This window comes from Reyranella sp. (genome assembly GCF_052439685.1).
GTDB lineage: Bacteria > Pseudomonadota > Alphaproteobacteria > Reyranellales > Reyranellaceae > Reyranella.
Genome location: NZ_JBQVQG010000020.1, coordinates 15,861 through 32,650, shown reverse-complemented (window position 1 = coordinate 32,650; position 16,790 = coordinate 15,861). Strand labels below are relative to the sequence as shown.

The window sequence follows — 16,790 nt, the reverse complement described above, 5'->3', positions numbered from 1 at the left end:
TCATCGGATCGGCGCGCACGTTATCCCGCCTTCCGGGAGCAACGCCATGAATTTCCAGACCGAGAAACTCGGCCCCCACATGGCCGCAGCGGTGAGCGGCATCGACTTCAACACACCGGCTGACGACGCGACGCAAGCCGCCCTGACGGGCGTGCTGCACGACAACCTGGTGATCTGCATTCGAGGCCAGCATCTGGCCCCGCCGGCGTTTCTGGCGGCCATGTCGAAGTTCGGAACGCCGATGCTGCGCAAGCAACTCACCCGCACACCGGAATGCGCCGAGGTGAACATCATCTCGAGCGAGGACCGCGACGTGCTGGGCGACGGCAAGAAGATCGTGAACGGCGCCAACTGGCACACCGACGACAGCTTCATGCGAGCCCCCTGCTCGCTCACCATGCTCTACGGAGTCGAGGTGCCGTCGCGCGGCGGCGACACGCAATTCACCAACATGTACGCCGCCTACGAGGACCTGCCGCCGGAGATGAAGGCCCGGATCGATCCGATGAAAGTGATCCACAAGTATCATTCGAGCCGCAAGCTCAGCCGCATCTCGACTCGCCCCGCCGAGGAGATGGCGGCGATGCCCGAGGCCACGCATCCGCTGGTGCGCACCCACCCGGAGACGCATCGCAAGTCGCTTTATCTCAATCCCAATCGCATGGAGCAGATCTTGGGTCTCGACCGCGCCGAGAGCGACGCGCTGCTCGACGAGCTGATCGCCCATGCGACGCAGCCGAAATACGAGTACCGCCATGTCTGGCGCCAGGGCGACATCGTGATCTGGGACAATCGCTGCACGATGCACAAGGCCAACGCCGACTACCCCGAGGGCGAACGGCGGCTGATGCACCGAGTGATCGTGGCGGGGACGGAGCCGTTCTAGAAAAGCCTGTCGTCTCTCCGCTACGCCTCGCTTCGCGAAGCTCCGGTCGAGACGACGGGGAATTTTTACGCCTCCAGCAGCACGCAGTGCTCGGGCGAGAAGGACAGCGTCACATCGGCGCCTTCCGGCAACAGGTTGGTCGGCGGGCGGCGCACGATCATCGCGCCCACGGGACTGTCGACGACGTATTGTACGAAGTCGCCGTGGAACAGGCGCTGGCGGACCCTGCCCGGCACATGGTTCTCGCCGGCCAGCGGCTCCAGTCCGATATAGGCGGTGCGGACCGCGACTTCCGTCTCCCTTCCATGTGGCATGTGGGGTGCCATCACCTTCAGCACCGTACCGCCTTCTGTGACGAAGGTGCCGTCGCCGGCAGGCTTGCCCTTGATCAGGTTGGCCGAGCCCACGAAATCGGCGACGAAGCGGCTGCGCGGCTTGTTGTAGATCTCCTCCGGCGTGCCGATCTGCTCGATCACTCCGACGTTCATGACGATCACACGGTCGGAGATGGCCAGCGCCTCCTCCTGGTCGTGGGTGACGTAGACCGAGGTGATGCCCAGCCGCCGCTGCAGCTCGCGCAACTCGACTCGCATCTCTGCGCGCAGCTTGGCGTCGAGGTTGGAGAGAGGCTCGTCGAACAGCACGACGGTCGGCGAGAAGGCGATGGCGCGGGCCAGCGCAACCCTCTGCTGCTGGCCACCTGACAGTTTCGACGCACCGCGGTCTGCGAGGTGGCGCATCTGCACCAGGTCGAGCGCGCGCTCGACATTGGCCTTGATCTCCTGCTGGCCCTGCTTGCGCACCCGCAACCCGTACGCGACGTTGTCGAACACGCTCATGTGCGGCCAGATGGCGTAGGATTGGAACACCATCGACACGCCGCGCTGCTCGGTCTGCACGTTGGTGCGTGTTGCCGCGTCGTAGACCGCGTGACCCTCAAGGTTGATTTTGCCGCTGGACGGATGTTCGAGGCCGGCGATGGCGCGCAAGGTCGTGGTCTTGCCGCAGCCCGACGGGCCCAGCAAGGTCAGGTGCTCGCCCCTGCCGACCGTGAAGCTAACCCCGTTCACCGCGACCTGATCGCCGTAGCGTACGACCAGATCCTTTACTTCGATACGCGTCTCGCTCACTGCAACTCCTTGGTCATGCCGCGCGCGACGCGGAACAGGATGACAAGCGCCACGATCACGGTGAAGGTCTGGATCAGGGCCATCGCCGCGGTCAGCTCGGTACCGCTGGTGGCGAAGGCGCTGACGATCGACGGCGCGATCACCTTGGCATTGGGTCCCATCAGGAAGGCCGAGGCGCCCAGCTCGCGCACGCAGGCCATGAAGATCAGCAGCCACGCCGCCAGGATGCCGGGCTTGAGCAGCGGCAAGGTGACGGTGCGCATCTGATAGGCCCAGGAAGCGCCGCAGACGCGCGCACACTCCTCCAGGCTCTTGTCGATCTGGAGCACCACGCCCGCCAGCGTGCGCACACCGAGCGGCAGCATGACGGTGAAGTAGGCCAGCGCCAGCAGCCACAGGGTGCCGTAGATGCCGATCGGGATGTTGAGCCACGCCCAGAGCAGCGCCAGGCCGAACACGAGGCGCGGCACGGCCTGCGGAAACATCACGAGATACTCGATGGCGCCGCGGCCGCGCAGTTGCGAGCGGTAGATGATCCAGACCAGCAGCGCCATGATCACCACGCCCACCGTGGCGACGCCCAGGCCCAGCATGATGCTGTTGAACAGCGCCGTCCGCACGGGACCGAGCGACAGGGCCGTCTCGTAGTTGGCCAGGGTCCACTGCGCCTGGTCCAGGAGCACGGTGGCGAAGCGCTGCAGCGAGGTCATCAGGAGCGCCGCGATCGGAAAGACCACCGCCAGCGCCACGTAGAGCGCGCAGACGCCGAACAGCACCCAGGCGAGCCGTCCCATTTCCATAGGCCGCGGCCGGAAGGCCTTGCCGCTGATGGTGGTGAAGGTGCCGCGGCGGATCATCCGCCTGTAGAAGGACAGCATGAAGAACATGACGACGAACAGCGACAGGCCCATTGCCGAGGCGCGGCCGTAGTCGGGTGGATAGGACAGCGTCGAATCCCAGATCGCCGTGGTGATGACGTAGATGCGGCCGGGAATGCCAAGCACGAGGGCGGCCGCGAACGAGCCCAGCATCTCGGCGAAGACGAACAGCATGGCACCCAGCACGCCCGGCATCACCAGCGGCAGGGTCACGGTGAGCATGGTGCGGAGCTTGGAGGCGCCCATGACCCTCGCCGATTCCTCCAGCGCCGGATCCATCGATTTCATGGAGGCCGAGATCATCACGAAGGCGACCGTGCCCTCGAACAGGGCCATCACCCAGGCGATGCCGAAATGGGTGTAGATGTCCGCAATATCGCCGGTGCCGCCCACCGCCTTCCACATCTGGTTGATGAAGCCGCTTTTGGGACCGGCGATCACCGCCCAGGCGAGCGCGCCCACCAAGGGGGTCATGTAGTAAGGCAGCTCCATCAGCCGCTCGAGCTTCTCGCGTCCCGGCACGTTGGTGCGCGTCAGGATCCAGGCCAGCGTGAAGCCGATGAAAATCGCCATCACGGTCGCCATCACCGCAATGATCAGCGTGTTCCAGACGGTCTTCAGGTCCTCCTCGAAGATCGCGACGTAGTTGGCGATGCCGAACTCGACCGGCGGAAACGCCATCGGATCGCCGACGTTCAGCGATTCCTCGACCAGGAAGACCATCGGGAGCAGGACGAGGAAGCCGACGATCAGGAGGACCGCCAGCGTCGTCAGGGCCTGCCCGTTCAGGCGTGGGCGCGATATGCCCGTCGACGCATCCGCCAAGGCCTAGCGCCCGGTGCCGACGATGCGATTCCACTCCTTGGCAAAGGCCGGACGATCCTTCTCGAAGGCGTTCCAGTCGGCCGGCGTCAGCAGCTTCATCTTGCTGAGCGGCACCGTGTCGGCGCCCCCCGGCGGCGGCACGTCCGGACGCGGCGAATGGAGCAGCAGCGCGTCGGCGAGCGCCTTCTGGCCGACCGGCGAGAGGAACCAGTCCATGAACAGTTCGGCCGCGTTGGGATGCGGCGCCTGATCGACGATGCCGTAGGTCTCAGGCACGGCCGGCACGCCGGTTTCCGGGAAGACGAAGGCGAGCGGCGCGCCCTTGGCCTTGAATTCGATATAGCCCGAGTACTGGGCGCCCATGATGACCTTGTCCTGGCCGTCTACCAGGCGACCGTACTGCTGGACGTAGGAATCAAATGCGCGCGGCTTCTGCTCGCCGAACTTCTTGAAATAGTCCGCGCCGAGGATCGGCATCAGCATGTACCAGACTCCGTGCTGCAGGCCCGAGTTGGACACCTTGACGTTGATGCTGTCCTTCCACTTCGGATCGAGCAGGTCTTCCCACTTCTTGGGTGCGTCGGCGGCCGACACCTGGTTGGGATTGTAGGCAATGCCGGCCATGATGACCGAGCCCCAGGTCCAGAACCCTTCCGGCTGGCTCTTGGCCTCCTTGGGAAAGAACTGCATCTCGGGCGAAATGTACTGCCGGAACCCGCCCTTGCGCTGGAAGTCCAGGATCATGCCCATGTCGGAGATCTGGATGACGTCGACCAGATAGGACTTGGCCTGGCGCTCCGAGAGCAGCTTGGCGTAAAGCGCGCCGGCTTGCAGGCGGACGTAGCTGGTCTTGATCTCGGGGAACAGCTTGTTGAAGGCGGCCAGCAGCTTGACCTGGCCCTGCTCGGGGTCGGTCGAGTAGAGCGTGAAGGCGCCCTCGGCCTTGGCTTTCGCCACGTCGGCACACGTCTTGAAGCCGTCCATCTGCTGCGGACTCGCGCAGAGCTTGGCCCCGCCGGTGGCTTGGGCGCTGGCCGGGGAAGCAGCGGCCAAGGCAATGGCGCAGAGAGCCGCGGATGCGGCAGCGAACAGCTTCATTGGTTTCCTCCGATTTGCTCTTATTTGCAGCGAGCGTACCGACCGCTGCCCGGAGGTTCAATCTCTGTGTTAATCGTCGCCCTGATACGCTGACTGCACCGTCACGTATCCCGCCGCGATGTCGGCAGCGAGTGCAGCCGTGGAGCGCAGCGTCGGATCGCCGTGACCACCGCCGCCCGGTGTGCCCAGCGAAACCGTATCGCCCTTGTTCAAGACATACTGCTTCTTCGGATCGGTCTTCTCGCCGTTGATGCGCAGCTCGCCCGGCGCGCCGTCCTTGCCGCCCTCGATGCCGAAGGCGGGAAACAGCGTCCGCTCGGCGAGGAACGACACGGCGATCGGTGTCTCGCTGCGGCTCTCGATCAGGATCTCCTGTCCCAGCCCGCCGCGATGACGGCCGGGGCCGCCGGAATCGGGACGCAGCTTCTTGTGATGGAAGCGCAGCGGCGCGATGTGCTCGCTGATCTCGATCGAGGTCGAGCTGACGTTCGACGGCCACGACAGACACGTAACGCCGTCGCGCTGCGTGTTGCCGCCCATGCCGCCATTGTAGAAGAACATGTTGGCGTAGGGCTTGCCGCCTTCACGAACACCGGACTGGTTCATGCCCCACATCGGCGAGCCGCAGGCCGCCATCACCCTCTCGGGCACGATCTGGCCCAGGCAGCCAAACACCAGCATCGGAATGTAATGGCCGATCAGCATGCGCGAGCCGCCCGGCGCAGGGAATTGCGGGTTCACGATGCAGCCCGGCGGCGCGGTGAGCGTAATCGGTCGCCACGCGCCTTCGTTGTTTGGCAGGTTGGAGTTGGTGCAGACCTTCACCCCATACATGCACATCGCATTCGTGTAACACAGGGCACAGTTGATCGCGCGATCGACCTGGGCATCGGTGCCGGCGAAGTCGATCGCGATCTCGTCGCCCTTGATGGTGAGCGCCATCTTGATGGTGATGGGCTTGTCCATGATGCCGTCGGTCTTGAGCTCGCTGTGGTAGGTGCCGTCCGGCAGTTCGCGGATCGCGGCCCGCATCGCCGCCTCACAGCGCCCCTGGATTTCGCGTGCCAGATCGGTGAGATCGGGCAGCCCGTAATTCTCCATCAGGACCAGCAACCGATCTTCCATGAGATCGAGCGCCACGATCTGGGCGTAGAGATCGCCCATCGTCTGGTCCGGCGTACGCACGTTCTTGCGGATCAGCGCGACCAGCGTCTCGTCGGTCTTGCCCGCCGCCATCATCTTCATCGGCGGGATCTGCAGCCCCTCCTCGAAGACCTCGCGCGGCTCGGGGCTCCTGATCTTGCCGCCAATGTCGGGCACATGCGCCGTGGTGGCGCTGAAGGCGATCAGCTTTCCATTGCGGAAGATCGGCTTGGCCAGGGTCACGTCGGGCAGATGACCGGTGCCCAGCCAGATGTCGTTGGTAATCAGCACGTCACCCGGCGAGAGCTGATCCTCGGGAAAATGACGCAGGAAATGCTTCACGGTCTCCGGCAGGGTGCCGATGAAGCTCGGAATGCTCTCGCTCGCCTGTACCAGCGACTGGCCTGCCGCGTCGGTCACGACGCAGGAGAAGTCATAGCTTTCGCGCACCAGCGTCGAGAACGACGTGCGCACCATGGCCGCCGCCGCCTCGTCGACCAGCGAGATCAGCCGACGCCAAAGGAGTTCGAGTTCGATTGCATCGAAAGTGCGTGACATCAGTTGGCTTCCGCCAGGATGGAGCCGTCGGCGAGCAGTCGCGCCGTCGAATTCGGCCCGACGATGAAGGTGCTTTCGTTTTCCTCGAAGACTGCGGGCCCGTCGATGCTGACACCGGGTTCGAGGGCGTAGCGGTCCCAGACGCGTGTCGGGAGTGTCTTGCCTTCGTCGGGGAAGAACACCGGCCGCGTGCCCTTGAGCGCCGTGTCCGAAGCGTGCCGCGGCAGTTCGAGCTTGCCGCCGGTGCCGGGCATCGGCGCGCTGACCGACAGCCGAAGGGCCACGAACTGGATCGCGGCACCCGGCGGCGTGCGCGCGAACAGCGCCTTGTACGCCGCTTCGAAGGCGGTCTTCACGTCAGCCTCGCCGAGAGCTTGAGGCAGGACGACGGTGATCTCGCTGCCCTGCCCGATATAGCGCATGTCGGCGAGGCGCCGAACGGTTCGGTTCTCGACATCGGCGCCGGTCAGGTGCAGCACGTCCAGCGCCTCTTTCTCGAGGCCGGCGAAGAGGCTATCCGCGGCGGCGAGATCGGCGCCCGCCAGCGCGGTCGTGAAACTCGCCACACGATCGACGCGCGCCGGCGCCATCAGCATGCCGATGGTGCTGCCCGCACCGGCACCCGGCGGGCAGACCACGCGGCCGACACCGAGCTTGCGCGCCACGTGCCAGGCATGGACGGGCCCCGCTCCGCCCGTCGCGAGGAGCGCGTATTCGGAGGGCACACGGCCGCGCTCGGCGATCGCGACCCTCGCCGCGCCGGCCATGTTCTCGTTCACCACGTCGTGCACACCGAAGGCTGCACGCCCCGACTCGACGCCAAGCGCACCGGCCAGCTTGCCGAAAGCGGCGTTGGTCGCCGCCGCGTCGATCTTCATGGCGCCGCCCAGGAAGAAGTCGGCATTGAGGTAGCCCAAGGTGAGGTCGGCGTCGGTCACCGTGGCCTCGGTGCCGCCACGGCCATAGCAGGCCGGTCCCGGCTGCCCGCCGCTGCTCTCCGGCCCGACGTTCAGCGTGCCGAGATCGCTCCTGTGCGCAATGGAGCCTCCCCCGGCGCCGATCTCGATCAGCTCGACGGTGGCGATCTGCATGGGCAGGCCCGAGCCTCGCAGGAAGCGCTTCTCGCGCGCCGCCTCGAAGCCCCAGGCGACGACCGGTTCGCCATCGTCGACCAGCGCCAGCTTGGCGGTCGTCCCGCCCATGTCGAAGGCCAGCACGCGCTCCAGCCCGGCATTGCGCCCGAACCAGGCGCCGGCCAGCGCGCCGGCGGCCGGCCCGCTTTCGAGAAGCTGCACGGGCGCCCGCTTGGCCTCGCTCACATGGGTCAGGCCACCGTTCGACAACATGAGGAACAGCCCGCCCGGGATCCCCTCGTCCCGCAGCGCCTGCTCGAGCCGCTCCAGATAGATCTCCGCCAGCGGCCGCACATAGGCGTTGGCTACCGTGGTGCTGGCGCGCAGGTACTCGCGAATTTCCGGTGCGATTTCGGACGACAGCGAAATGGAAAGGTTCTGGAAGCGTTCGGCCACCGCCGCGCCGATCTTCCGCTCATGCGCGGCATTGGCATAGGAGTGCAGGAAGCAGATGGCGAGGCTTTCCACGCCCTGCTCCACCAGATCCGCGACTTCAGCCAGCGCCGCCTCGACATCGAGTGCGATCTCGATCGAGCCGTCGGGCCCCAGCCGTTCCTTCGCCTCGCGACGCCACGGCCTCGGCACCAGCGGCTTCGGCATCTCGATGAAGAGATCGTAGAGCTCGTACTTGCGTTCGCGCGCGATTTCCAGCACGTCGCCGAAGCCTGCCGTCGTGAGCAGCCCCGTCTTCGCGCCCTTGCGCTCGATGAGCGCGTTGGTGAACAGCGTGGTGGCGTGGACGACGCGGCCGATCTCCTGCGGTCGGGCGCCCGCCTTTTCGAGCACGCGCCGCGTGCCTTCGAGTGCCCCTCGGGCAGGATCGTCGGGTGTGGTGCTCTCCTTCCAGATGACGGCGCGCCCGGTGCGCGGATCATGAATGACGAGGTCGGTGAAAGTTCCCCCGATGTCGATTCCGAGGGAAAGCGGCGCACTCATTACTCTTCCTTTGCTATTGGGCTCTTACGTTGCCCTGCTTGGCGACCTTCGCCCAGCGCTCGCGATCCTTGGCGATATACGCGGCGAAAGCATCGGGTCCCTGGCCGATCGGCTCAAGCCCCTGCTTCGCCAGGGTTTCGGTGTTCTTCGGGTCCGAGATCGCGTCGATGAATATCTTGGCGAGCGCCGCCTTGATGTCGGTCGGCAGGGCAGCCGGCCCCATCAGGCCGAACCAGTTGTTGATGTCGAGGGCCGGAATGTCCTTCGTGAGCAGCGGCAGTTCGGGGGCGAGTGGCGTGGGCTTCGTCGCGGCGAGCGCGAGGATGCGCACCTTGCCGCCACGCGCCTGGCCGATCAGTTCCGACACATTGCCGAAGAACACGTCGACGTTTCCAGCCGCCACGTCGGCAATGGCGGGGGCGCCGCCGCGATACGGAACATGGATCAGTTTCAAGCCGCCCGCTTCCGCCGCCAGGAATTCCGCGCCGAGCTGGTTGGTCGAGCCAAGGCCGGTCGAGGCATAACTCACCTTGCCGGGATTGGCCTTCGCATAGGCAACGAATTCCGGAATGGTCTTGAAGGGTGCATCCATGCGCACGATCAGGGCCATCGGCACACCCACGAGATTGCAGATCGGCGTCAGCTCCTTGTCGAGATCCAGCGGGATCTGCGAGCCCGGCACGACAGGTCCGACCGCGAGCTGGCCCATGATGCCGATGCCTACCGTGTAACCATCGCCCGGTGCCTGGGCCAGGGCCTTCAGCGCGATGAACCCGCCGGCACCGGTCTTGTTGTCGACGATCACCGTGTAGCCGTGCTGCCGCTGGATCGTCTCCGCTGCGATGCGCGCCGCCATGTCGGCGGTGCCGCCAGGCGCATAACCGACCAGGATCTTGATCGGCTGTTTCGGCACCCATTGCTGGGCGCGCGCGGACGCGGCAGCCAGGACGAGCGGAGCGGCAAGCAGGCTTCGACGGAACATCACATCTCCCAATCCCCAATGGCGAGCGTTAGGCAAGCGTCGTGCCGGGTCAAGGTGACCCGCTTGTGATGAAGCGGTCTTCGGGTAGTCTCCGCGCGCATGCCTCTCGCCCAACCCGCTCCCGATGTCTGGACGCTCGTCGCCGATATCGCAGTGCAGACCCCCGATGCGCCGGCTCTGCTCCACGCCGACCGGAGGATATCCTTCCTTGAGCTCACCGAGCGCGCGCGACGCGCGGCTCAGGGCCTTACCGACCTAGGCGTCGGCCCGGGCGACCGCGTGGCACTGTGGCTGCCCAACGTGCCGGCCTATCCGATCCTCTATCTCGCCTGCATACGGCTCGGCGCCATCGCCGTCGCAGTGAACACGCGCTATCGCGCGGTCGAAGTGGCCGACATCGTCCGTCGCTCAGGCGCCAAGGTGCTGGCCTGCGCGCCCGGCTTCCGGCGCATCGACTTCCTGTCGATCCTGGCCGACGTCGAGCCCGACGCTCTCGACCGACTCGCGGCCATCGTCACGGTGGGCGACGAGCCCGCTTCGATCCCGCCCGCCATCGAGCGCCTGCGGCGCGTGCCCTTCGAGCGCCTGCTGTCGCGCCCGCGGCTCGGCCTCAACAATGCGAAGGCCAGCGCCCCCTGCAATATCTTCACGACCTCGGGGACCACGAGCGCGCCCAAGTTCGTGCTGCACCGCCAGGGCGCCATCGCCGGCCACGCCCAGCAGGTCGCGCGCGCCTTCGGCTTCACCGCGCCCGACACGTTATCGCTCTCGATCCTGCCGATGTGTGGCGTCTACGGTTTCGACCAGACGATGGCGACCCTTGCGGCCGGCAGGCCCTGCGTGCTGGTCGAGTCCTCAGAGATCGACGAGATCGCGCGACTGATCGAACGACACCGGCCGACGACCCTGTTCGGCAGCGACGACATGTTCGCCCGCCTGCTCGACGCCGTGCCCGGCGACCGCCCCTTCCCGTCGGTGAGATGGGCGGGCTACGCCGGCTTCAACACTTCACTGGACAGTATCGCAGAGTCCGCGGAGCAGCGTGGGCTGCGTCTCTGCGGCCTCTACGGGATGAGCGAGGTTCAGGCGCTCTATTCCCTGCAGCCGATCGACTCGGCGGTGTCGCGCCGCAAGAAAGGCGGCGGCGTTCCCACCTCGCCGCTCGCCCATGTCCGCGTCCGGGATCCGGAGACCGGCGACCTGCTGGGCGTGGGACAGCCCGGCGCGCTCGAATGCGCCGGCCCGTCGCTGATGGTCGGCTATTACGGTGACGACAAAGCCACCGCCGAAACCGTGACGGCGGACGGCTATGTCCGCACCGGCGACCTGGCCGAGCTCGACGGGCATGGCGGTTTCACGTTCCTCAGCCGCATGGGCGACGTGCTGCGCCTCTCGGGCTTCCTGGTGAATCCCCTCGAAATCGAGGCCCATCTGCAGAAGCTGCCGGCCATCGCTGCCTGTCAGGCAATCGCGGTGGCGCGCCCGGACGGCGTGCGCGCGCTTGCCTTCGTGATCCTCGCGCCCGGCGCGTCGCTCGACGAGGCCGCAGCCATCGCGCACTGCAAGCAGGGCCTCGCGAACTACAAGGTGCCGATGCGCGTTCTGGCCATCGACGATTTCCCCAAGACGCCCTCGCCCAACGGCTTCAAGATCCAGCGCGCCCGTCTGCGCGACATCGCCTTGGAACGGGTCTAGCGCCCCGGCAGGCGGAGGTTGGCGACCGCGGATCCGACGAAGATCTGTGGCAGCGACGGCGTGCGGATGCCCATGTTCTTCTCGAGATTCTGCACGCAGGTCCGCGTCGCCTGGGCGAGCTGGCCCCAGGTCGAGGCGGCATCGAACTGCTGCAGCAAGCACTGGTCGTAATAGGTGAAACGGTCGCCCGCGCCGCAGCCGAAGCTCACGCGATCGGCCGCGGCGGCCGTCAGCACCACCCGGTTGGGCTGGCGCATGGCCGGCGTCAGAAAGACGCCGCTGTGGCAGGCCGAGACGACCACGACCGTCGGCAGCGTGCCACAGCCCGCGTCCAAGGCATTGTCGAGCGTGGACGGTCGAACGACGCCGTTGGCCTGGCGCAGCACGAAGCCGGCCTCGGTGCCGTGGCTAGTGATGAAGGCGAGGCAGGCCCCGGCGTCACCGGCATTGCGCAACGCGCTCGAGACGTTGGCGGCGCTGGCGACTTCGGCCGAGGGATTGCGCCCGGGATCGGAGGTGAGCAGCCGGATGTCCCGCACGCCCCGCGCCGACAGCTTGTCGCGCAGCGCATCGATGCCGTTGTCGAAGGACGGGCTGTTGTTGTCACCGGCAATCAGCACGGCATGCCAGCGCGCCGCCGGCACGTCTCCTGGCGCAGAGGCAGTCGCCGTGTTGCGGCCCGACGGGGGCGCTGCGTCGGAGTCCGGCGTGCAGCCAATCAGCGAGGCCAGCAACGCAGCCAAGGCCGCGACGCGAATCAACATGCTCTGCTGCTCCAGATCTGCTTATGCGGGCTGAGGCGTGGCGCCGACCATGCGCAGGGCCATGTCGGTGTAGAGCTTCGCCATCTGTTCCTCGGTGAGATCGCCGCCCGGACCGTACCACATCGAGACATGAGTGCACTGGTCGAGCAGCGCCATCGCCATCGCCTTGAGATCGTGCTTTCCATCGACGCGCGGCGGATCGAACACGCCCTTTTCGACGCCATGCCTGAGGATCGTCACGACGATGTCGCGAATCGCCCGCCGGCTACGCCGGATGTCGGCCACGCGCGCCGAATCCAGCCAGCCGATCTCGCGGTTGGCGACCAGCGCCTCGATGCGCAGCCGGCAATGCCGGATGACATAAATCCGCACGAAGGCCGCGAGTTCTGCACGTGGATCGCCGCCCGCTCCGGCCACGGCCTGCTGGCACTGCCGCTCCAGCTCGCCCTGGGTCGAGGCGATGATGTCGTGCAGCAGCTCGTCCTTCGACTTGAAGTGGTTGTAGAGCGCGCCCTGCGTCAGTCCGCAGGCCTTCATGATGTCGCGTACCGTGACGACTGGATAGCCGCGCTCGGCGAACTGGGCAAAAGCTGCGGCCCGGATCGCCTCGACCGGCGGACGCGCCTCGCGCTCTTCCACCGGCGCCGTCGACGCCTCGTCGGCGAGGACCATCTTGCGCTTGCTCATCGCGAGGCTCCGGACATGTTGCGGACGATCTCCCAGGCGAGGTCGGCGGCGGGTTTCACCAGCTTGCCCGAGTCGGCGGCTCGCATGTTGGCCGCCGTGCCGTCGAGTGACCGGGCATAGACGCCCTGACGGATGCAGGACACCCGGAACAGATTGTAGGCCATGTAGAACTCCCAGAGCGCGGGCTCCGGGACGGAGCGCTTCGACAAGGTGCTGTAGTAGTCCACCATCTCGGCCTCCGTCGGAAGGCCTAGTTCGCCGAGATCGTGGCCCTGCAGGCCACCCCAGTCCTTCGGGGTGCGCCAGAGCATGCAGAGATAGGCCAGCTCGGCCAGCGGATCGCCGAGCGTCGAGATTTCCCAGTCGATGATGCCCAGTACGCGCGGCTCGGTAGCGTGGAAGATCATGTTGTCGAGGCGATAATCACCGTGGACCAGCACCGTCTCGTCGTTCTTGGGCAGGTTGGCCGGCAGCCAATCGAACAGCCGGTCCATGGACTCGATCTTCTCGGTCTCCGACGCCTTGTACTGTTTGCCCCAGCGCGAGATCTGACGCGCGACGTAGCTGCCCGGGCGCCCGAAATCCGAGAGACCGAGCGCGGTATAGTCGACGCGGTGGAGCCGGGCCAGCGCTTCGAATTTGGCGCGGTAGATGTCCCGCCGCCCCTCCTTCGGGACGTCCGGCAGCAGCGGGTCCCACAGGACCCGGCCGTCGCAATATTCCATAATGTAAAAAGGCGTCCCCACGACACTCTCGTCCTCGCTCAACGCGTAGGCCCGCGGGGTCGGCACATCGGTGCGGTTGAGCGCCGAGATTACCCGAAATTCCCGGTCGACTGCGTGTGCCGAGGGCAGCAGCTTGCCGGGAGGCTTGCGGCGCAGGACGTAGCGGCGATCGGCACCATCCGTCAGCCGGTAGGTCGGGTTGGATTGCCCTCCCTTGAACTGCTCGACCCGCACCGAAGGCGTGAATCCGTCCACATGGGCGGACATGAAACGGCCGAGCGACTGCTCGTCGAACCGGTGCCTTTCCTGCACCGCCATCGTGCCGATATAGTCGTCCCCTCGCCGTGACACCCGAAAACCTCCTGAACGACCGTTCACATTGGCCAGGAGTTTGCTCGCCCGTCGGTGCGCATGCAATATCGACCAACGGGGACATTGACGCTTGGAAACACTGTTTACGGCCTATCCGCCGGCTGCCTGGGCGGCGCTGCTGGCGACGGGTATTCTCATCGGCCTTCTGGCAGGTCTCCTGGGCGTGGGCGGTGGTGTCGTTGCGGTCCCGATCCTGCTGGAAATATTCGAGTTTCAAGGCATCGGAGAACCCCAGGCGGTGCCGCTCGCCGTGGGCACGGCCCAGGCGAGTATCCTCATTGCTTCGATTACGGCCGCAGCGGCCCACTGGCGTGCTGGAACGATCGACCGCGAACTGGTTCGGGCCTGGCTGCCAGCTTTGATGGCGGGCGCCATCGTCGGGCTGGCCGTGAGCCCGTTCGCGCCCACCAAGGTCCTGACGACTCTGTTTGCCGTCATCGCGGCTGCGCTTGCCCTGAAGATGGCCGCGGGCGACCGCCTCATTATTGGGCACTCCCAGCCAACAGGTTTGCTGTCGCAGGTGACGCCCGCCGTCGTCGGAGGTCTGGCGGCCGCCGTCGGTGTCGGGGGCGGAACACTGAGTACACCCGTGCTGACGCTCTTCTCTTTTTCGATCAAGCGCGCGATTGGCGCCGGCGCGCTGTTCAATCTGATCATCGCCGTGCCGGCCACCATCGTCTTCCTGCAGATGGACCGCAACGCGCCGGGCCGTCCCGCCGATGCGCTAGGCGATGTCGCGATGTTTTGCGTTGCGACCCTGTCTCTCCCTGCGCTCTTTGTCGCGCCAGTGGCCGCTAGATGGTCGACCAAGGTGCCCGTGTCTTTACTACGGCGCTTGTTCGCTCTTTGCCTGGCCGTAATCGCAGTCCGTCTGCTGCTCAGGTAGTGCACTTAGCACTTGTATTGCACTTGGCACTTGGGCAAAGCGGCCGAATTGTGTTTAGCTGTTGGCGGTCCCGGGGTTCGGACCCAACAACACATTGACGGCTACGCGTTTCTGGGGAGGCATCGTTGAATCGATTCCTAAGCAAGGACTTCTTGTCCGGGCTGATGTTCATTGGCTTCGGCCTACTGGCCCTTTATGTCGGGCAAAAACTGGCAATCGGCACACCCGTTCGCATGGGACCGGGCTATGTGCCGCGGATGCTCTCGCTGATCCTGCTGGCGCTGGGTACGGTGGTTTGCATCCTGGCGCTGGTGAACGGCAGCGAAGCGGTCGAGCCTCCCAAGTGGAAGCCGATCACGTTGGTGACCATCGGCATCGTCTGCTTCGGGCTCCTCTTCGAGCGGGCAGGCCTCATCCCCGCTCTGATCGTGCTGGTCACGATCGCATCGCTTGCGGGCGAGGAATTCAAGCTCACGGAAGTGATCGGCCTCATCGTGGCGCTCGCCGTGCTCTGCACACTCGTCTTCAAGGTCGGCTTGGGCATGAATATCTACATCCTGCGCGGAGTGTGGTGAGATGGAAATTCTCGACAATCTCGCGCTCGGCTTCAGCGTCGCCCTTTCATTCCAGAATCTGACATATGCGCTGCTGGGGTGCATTCTCGGCACGCTGATCGGCGTTCTTCCCGGCATCGGCCCCGTGGCGACCATCGCGATGCTGCTGCCCATCACCTTCCACCTCCCGCCGACGGCCTCGCTGATCATGCTGGCCGGCATCTACTACGGCGCGGCCTACGGCGGTTCGACGACGTCGATCCTGGTCAATTTGCCTGGTGAATCGTCTTCGGTCGTGACCTGTCTCGACGGCTACCAGATGGCGCGTAATGGCCGTGCGGGTGCCGCCCTGTCGATCTCCGCGGTCGGTTCGTTCTTCGCCGGCACCGTCGGCACGATCATCATCGTCATGTTCGCCGAGCCGCTGACTCGAATGGCGCAAAAGTTCGGCCCGGCCGACTACTGCTCGCTGATGGCGCTCGGCCTGGTCGCTGCCGTCATCCTGGCCAGCGGCTCGGTGACCAAGGCGATCGCGATGGTCTTCCTCGGCCTGCTGTTCGGCCTGGTCGGCACCGACGTGAACACAGGCGCCCAGCGCTTCACCTTCGACCTGCCGGAACTCAGCGACGGCATCGACTTCGCGCCGATCGCTATGGGCCTGTTCGGCATCGCCGAAATCGTCGTCAATCTGGAGAGACATCTCACCCGCACCGGGGGCACCATCAAGGTGACCTCGCTGTGGCCGACCGCGGACGAAATCAGGCGCGCAATTCCCGCCGCGCTGCGTGGCACCTTCCTGGGTGCGGCCCTCGGCGTGCTGCCGGGCGGTGGGCCGACCCTCGGCGCCTTCTCGTCCTATACGCTCGAGAAGAAGATCTCGAGGGATCCGAGCAAGTTCGGCAAGGGCGCGGTCGAGGGCGTCGCGGCCCCGGAAGCGGCCAACAACGCCGCGGCCCAGACCTCGTTCATCCCGATGCTGACCCTGGGCATCCCGTCCAACGCCGTCATGGCGCTGATGGTGGGGGCCATGATCATTCAGGGCATCCAGCCCGGCCCCGAGGTCATGACCAAGAAGCCCGACCTGTTCTGGGGCATGATCGCCTCGATGTGGATCGGCAACGCCATGCTCGTCATCATCAACCTGCCGATGATCGGCATCTGGGTGAAGCTGCTGACGGTGCCGTACCGCTTCCTAGCGCCGGCCATCCTGCTGTTCTGCTGCATCGGTGCGTACAGTCTGCAAAACAGTACGTTCCATGTCATGCAGGTCGCCCTCTTCGGGGTGCTGGGCTATATTTTCGTTCGCCTCGGCTGCGAAGGTGCTCCGTTCCTGCTGGGCCTCGTTCTGGGGCCACAGATGGAGGAATACTTCCGGCGCGCCATGCTGCTCTCGCGGGGCGATGCCATGGTTTTCCTGGAGCGTCCGATCAGCCTCGGTCTGCTCATCACGACGGCGCTTCTGCTGCTCCTGATGTCCATTCCGAGCTTCAAGAAGGCAAGAAAAGAAGCATTCGTCGAAGAGGAGGGCTGACGCCCTC

At 65.7% G+C, this 16,790-nt stretch carries 14 protein-coding genes; 5 read left to right on the top strand and 9 right to left on the bottom strand.

The window, feature by feature from the left end; all coding sequences use genetic code 11:
* Nucleotides 1–46 precede the first annotated feature (46 nt).
* A complete protein-coding gene (locus ACT6UX_RS21840; RefSeq protein WP_444777260.1) occupies nt 47–886 on the top strand; it encodes a TauD/TfdA dioxygenase family protein in 840 nt (279 codons plus the stop codon).
* Between the two features lie 65 nt (nt 887–951).
* On the opposite strand, the gene ACT6UX_RS21835 is transcribed toward ACT6UX_RS21840, so the two are convergent.
* From ACT6UX_RS21835 to ACT6UX_RS21810, 6 genes are all read right to left on the bottom strand, one after another.
* Complete coding sequence (locus tag ACT6UX_RS21835; protein ID WP_444777259.1) at nt 952–2,016, bottom strand: ABC transporter ATP-binding protein; 1,065 nt, start codon at nt 2,014–2,016, stop codon at nt 952–954.
* Complete coding sequence (locus tag ACT6UX_RS21830; RefSeq protein WP_444777258.1) at nt 2,013–3,719, bottom strand: ABC transporter permease; 1,707 nt, start codon at nt 3,717–3,719, stop codon at nt 2,013–2,015. Before ACT6UX_RS21830 ends, ACT6UX_RS21835 begins: the two co-directional genes overlap by 4 nt.
* A 3-nt stretch (nt 3,720–3,722) precedes the next feature.
* Complete coding sequence (locus ACT6UX_RS21825) at nt 3,723–4,817, bottom strand: ABC transporter substrate-binding protein (protein WP_444777257.1); 1,095 nt, start codon at nt 4,815–4,817, stop codon at nt 3,723–3,725.
* Between the two features lie 69 nt (nt 4,818–4,886).
* A complete protein-coding gene (locus ACT6UX_RS21820) occupies nt 4,887–6,518 on the bottom strand; it encodes a hydantoinase B/oxoprolinase family protein (protein WP_444777256.1) in 1,632 nt (543 codons plus the stop codon).
* Nucleotides 6,518–8,587: a hydantoinase/oxoprolinase family protein gene (locus ACT6UX_RS21815; RefSeq protein ID WP_444777255.1), complete on the bottom strand. Its 2,070-nt coding sequence runs from the start codon at nt 8,585–8,587 to the stop codon at nt 6,518–6,520. Before ACT6UX_RS21815 ends, ACT6UX_RS21820 begins: the two co-directional genes overlap by 1 nt.
* Before the next feature lie 13 nt (nt 8,588–8,600).
* The gene (locus tag ACT6UX_RS21810; protein WP_444777254.1) at nt 8,601–9,569 is read right to left on the bottom strand and encodes a Bug family tripartite tricarboxylate transporter substrate binding protein; all 969 of its coding nucleotides are present in this window, start codon (nt 9,567–9,569) and stop codon (nt 8,601–8,603) included.
* Nucleotides 9,570–9,668: 99 nt separating this feature from the next.
* Here ACT6UX_RS21810 and ACT6UX_RS21805 point away from each other — a divergent pair, with 99 nt between their 5' ends.
* The gene (locus ACT6UX_RS21805; protein WP_444777253.1) at nt 9,669–11,264 is read left to right on the top strand and encodes an AMP-binding protein; all 1,596 of its coding nucleotides are present in this window, start codon (nt 9,669–9,671) and stop codon (nt 11,262–11,264) included.
* Here the strand turns inward: ACT6UX_RS21805 and ACT6UX_RS21800 are convergent.
* Genes ACT6UX_RS21800 through ACT6UX_RS21790 form a run of 3 tightly spaced genes read right to left on the bottom strand, consistent with a single transcriptional unit; the run spans nt 11,261 to nt 13,758 of the window.
* On the bottom strand, nt 11,261–12,028 hold the full coding sequence (locus tag ACT6UX_RS21800; RefSeq protein WP_444777252.1) for a C13 family peptidase: 768 nt from the start codon (nt 12,026–12,028) through the stop codon (nt 11,261–11,263). The genes ACT6UX_RS21805 and ACT6UX_RS21800 overlap by 4 nt on opposite strands.
* Nucleotides 12,029–12,049: 21 nt before the next feature.
* Nucleotides 12,050–12,715, bottom strand: a complete 666-nt coding sequence (locus tag ACT6UX_RS21795; RefSeq protein ID WP_444777251.1) for a TetR/AcrR family transcriptional regulator — start codon at nt 12,713–12,715, stop codon at nt 12,050–12,052.
* Nucleotides 12,712–13,758 carry a phosphotransferase gene (locus ACT6UX_RS21790; protein ID WP_444777329.1) on the bottom strand — a complete coding sequence of 349 codons (1,047 nt, stop codon included), beginning with the start codon at nt 13,756–13,758 and terminating at the stop codon, nt 12,712–12,714. The genes ACT6UX_RS21795 and ACT6UX_RS21790 overlap by 4 nt, the downstream gene beginning before the upstream one ends.
* Nucleotides 13,759–13,882: 124 nt before the next feature.
* Between ACT6UX_RS21790 and ACT6UX_RS21785 the strand changes: the two genes are divergently transcribed.
* From ACT6UX_RS21785 to ACT6UX_RS21775, 3 genes are all read left to right on the top strand, one after another.
* On the top strand, nt 13,883–14,698 hold the full coding sequence (locus tag ACT6UX_RS21785) for a sulfite exporter TauE/SafE family protein (RefSeq protein WP_444777250.1): 816 nt from the start codon (nt 13,883–13,885) through the stop codon (nt 14,696–14,698).
* A gap of 125 nt (nt 14,699–14,823) precedes the next feature.
* The gene (locus tag ACT6UX_RS21780) at nt 14,824–15,273 is read left to right on the top strand and encodes a tripartite tricarboxylate transporter TctB family protein (RefSeq protein WP_444777249.1); all 450 of its coding nucleotides are present in this window, start codon (nt 14,824–14,826) and stop codon (nt 15,271–15,273) included.
* Between the two features lies 1 nt (nt 15,274).
* Nucleotides 15,275–16,783, top strand: a complete 1,509-nt coding sequence (locus tag ACT6UX_RS21775; RefSeq protein WP_444777248.1) for a tripartite tricarboxylate transporter permease — start codon at nt 15,275–15,277, stop codon at nt 16,781–16,783.
* The last annotated feature ends 7 nt before the right edge of the window (nt 16,784–16,790 follow it).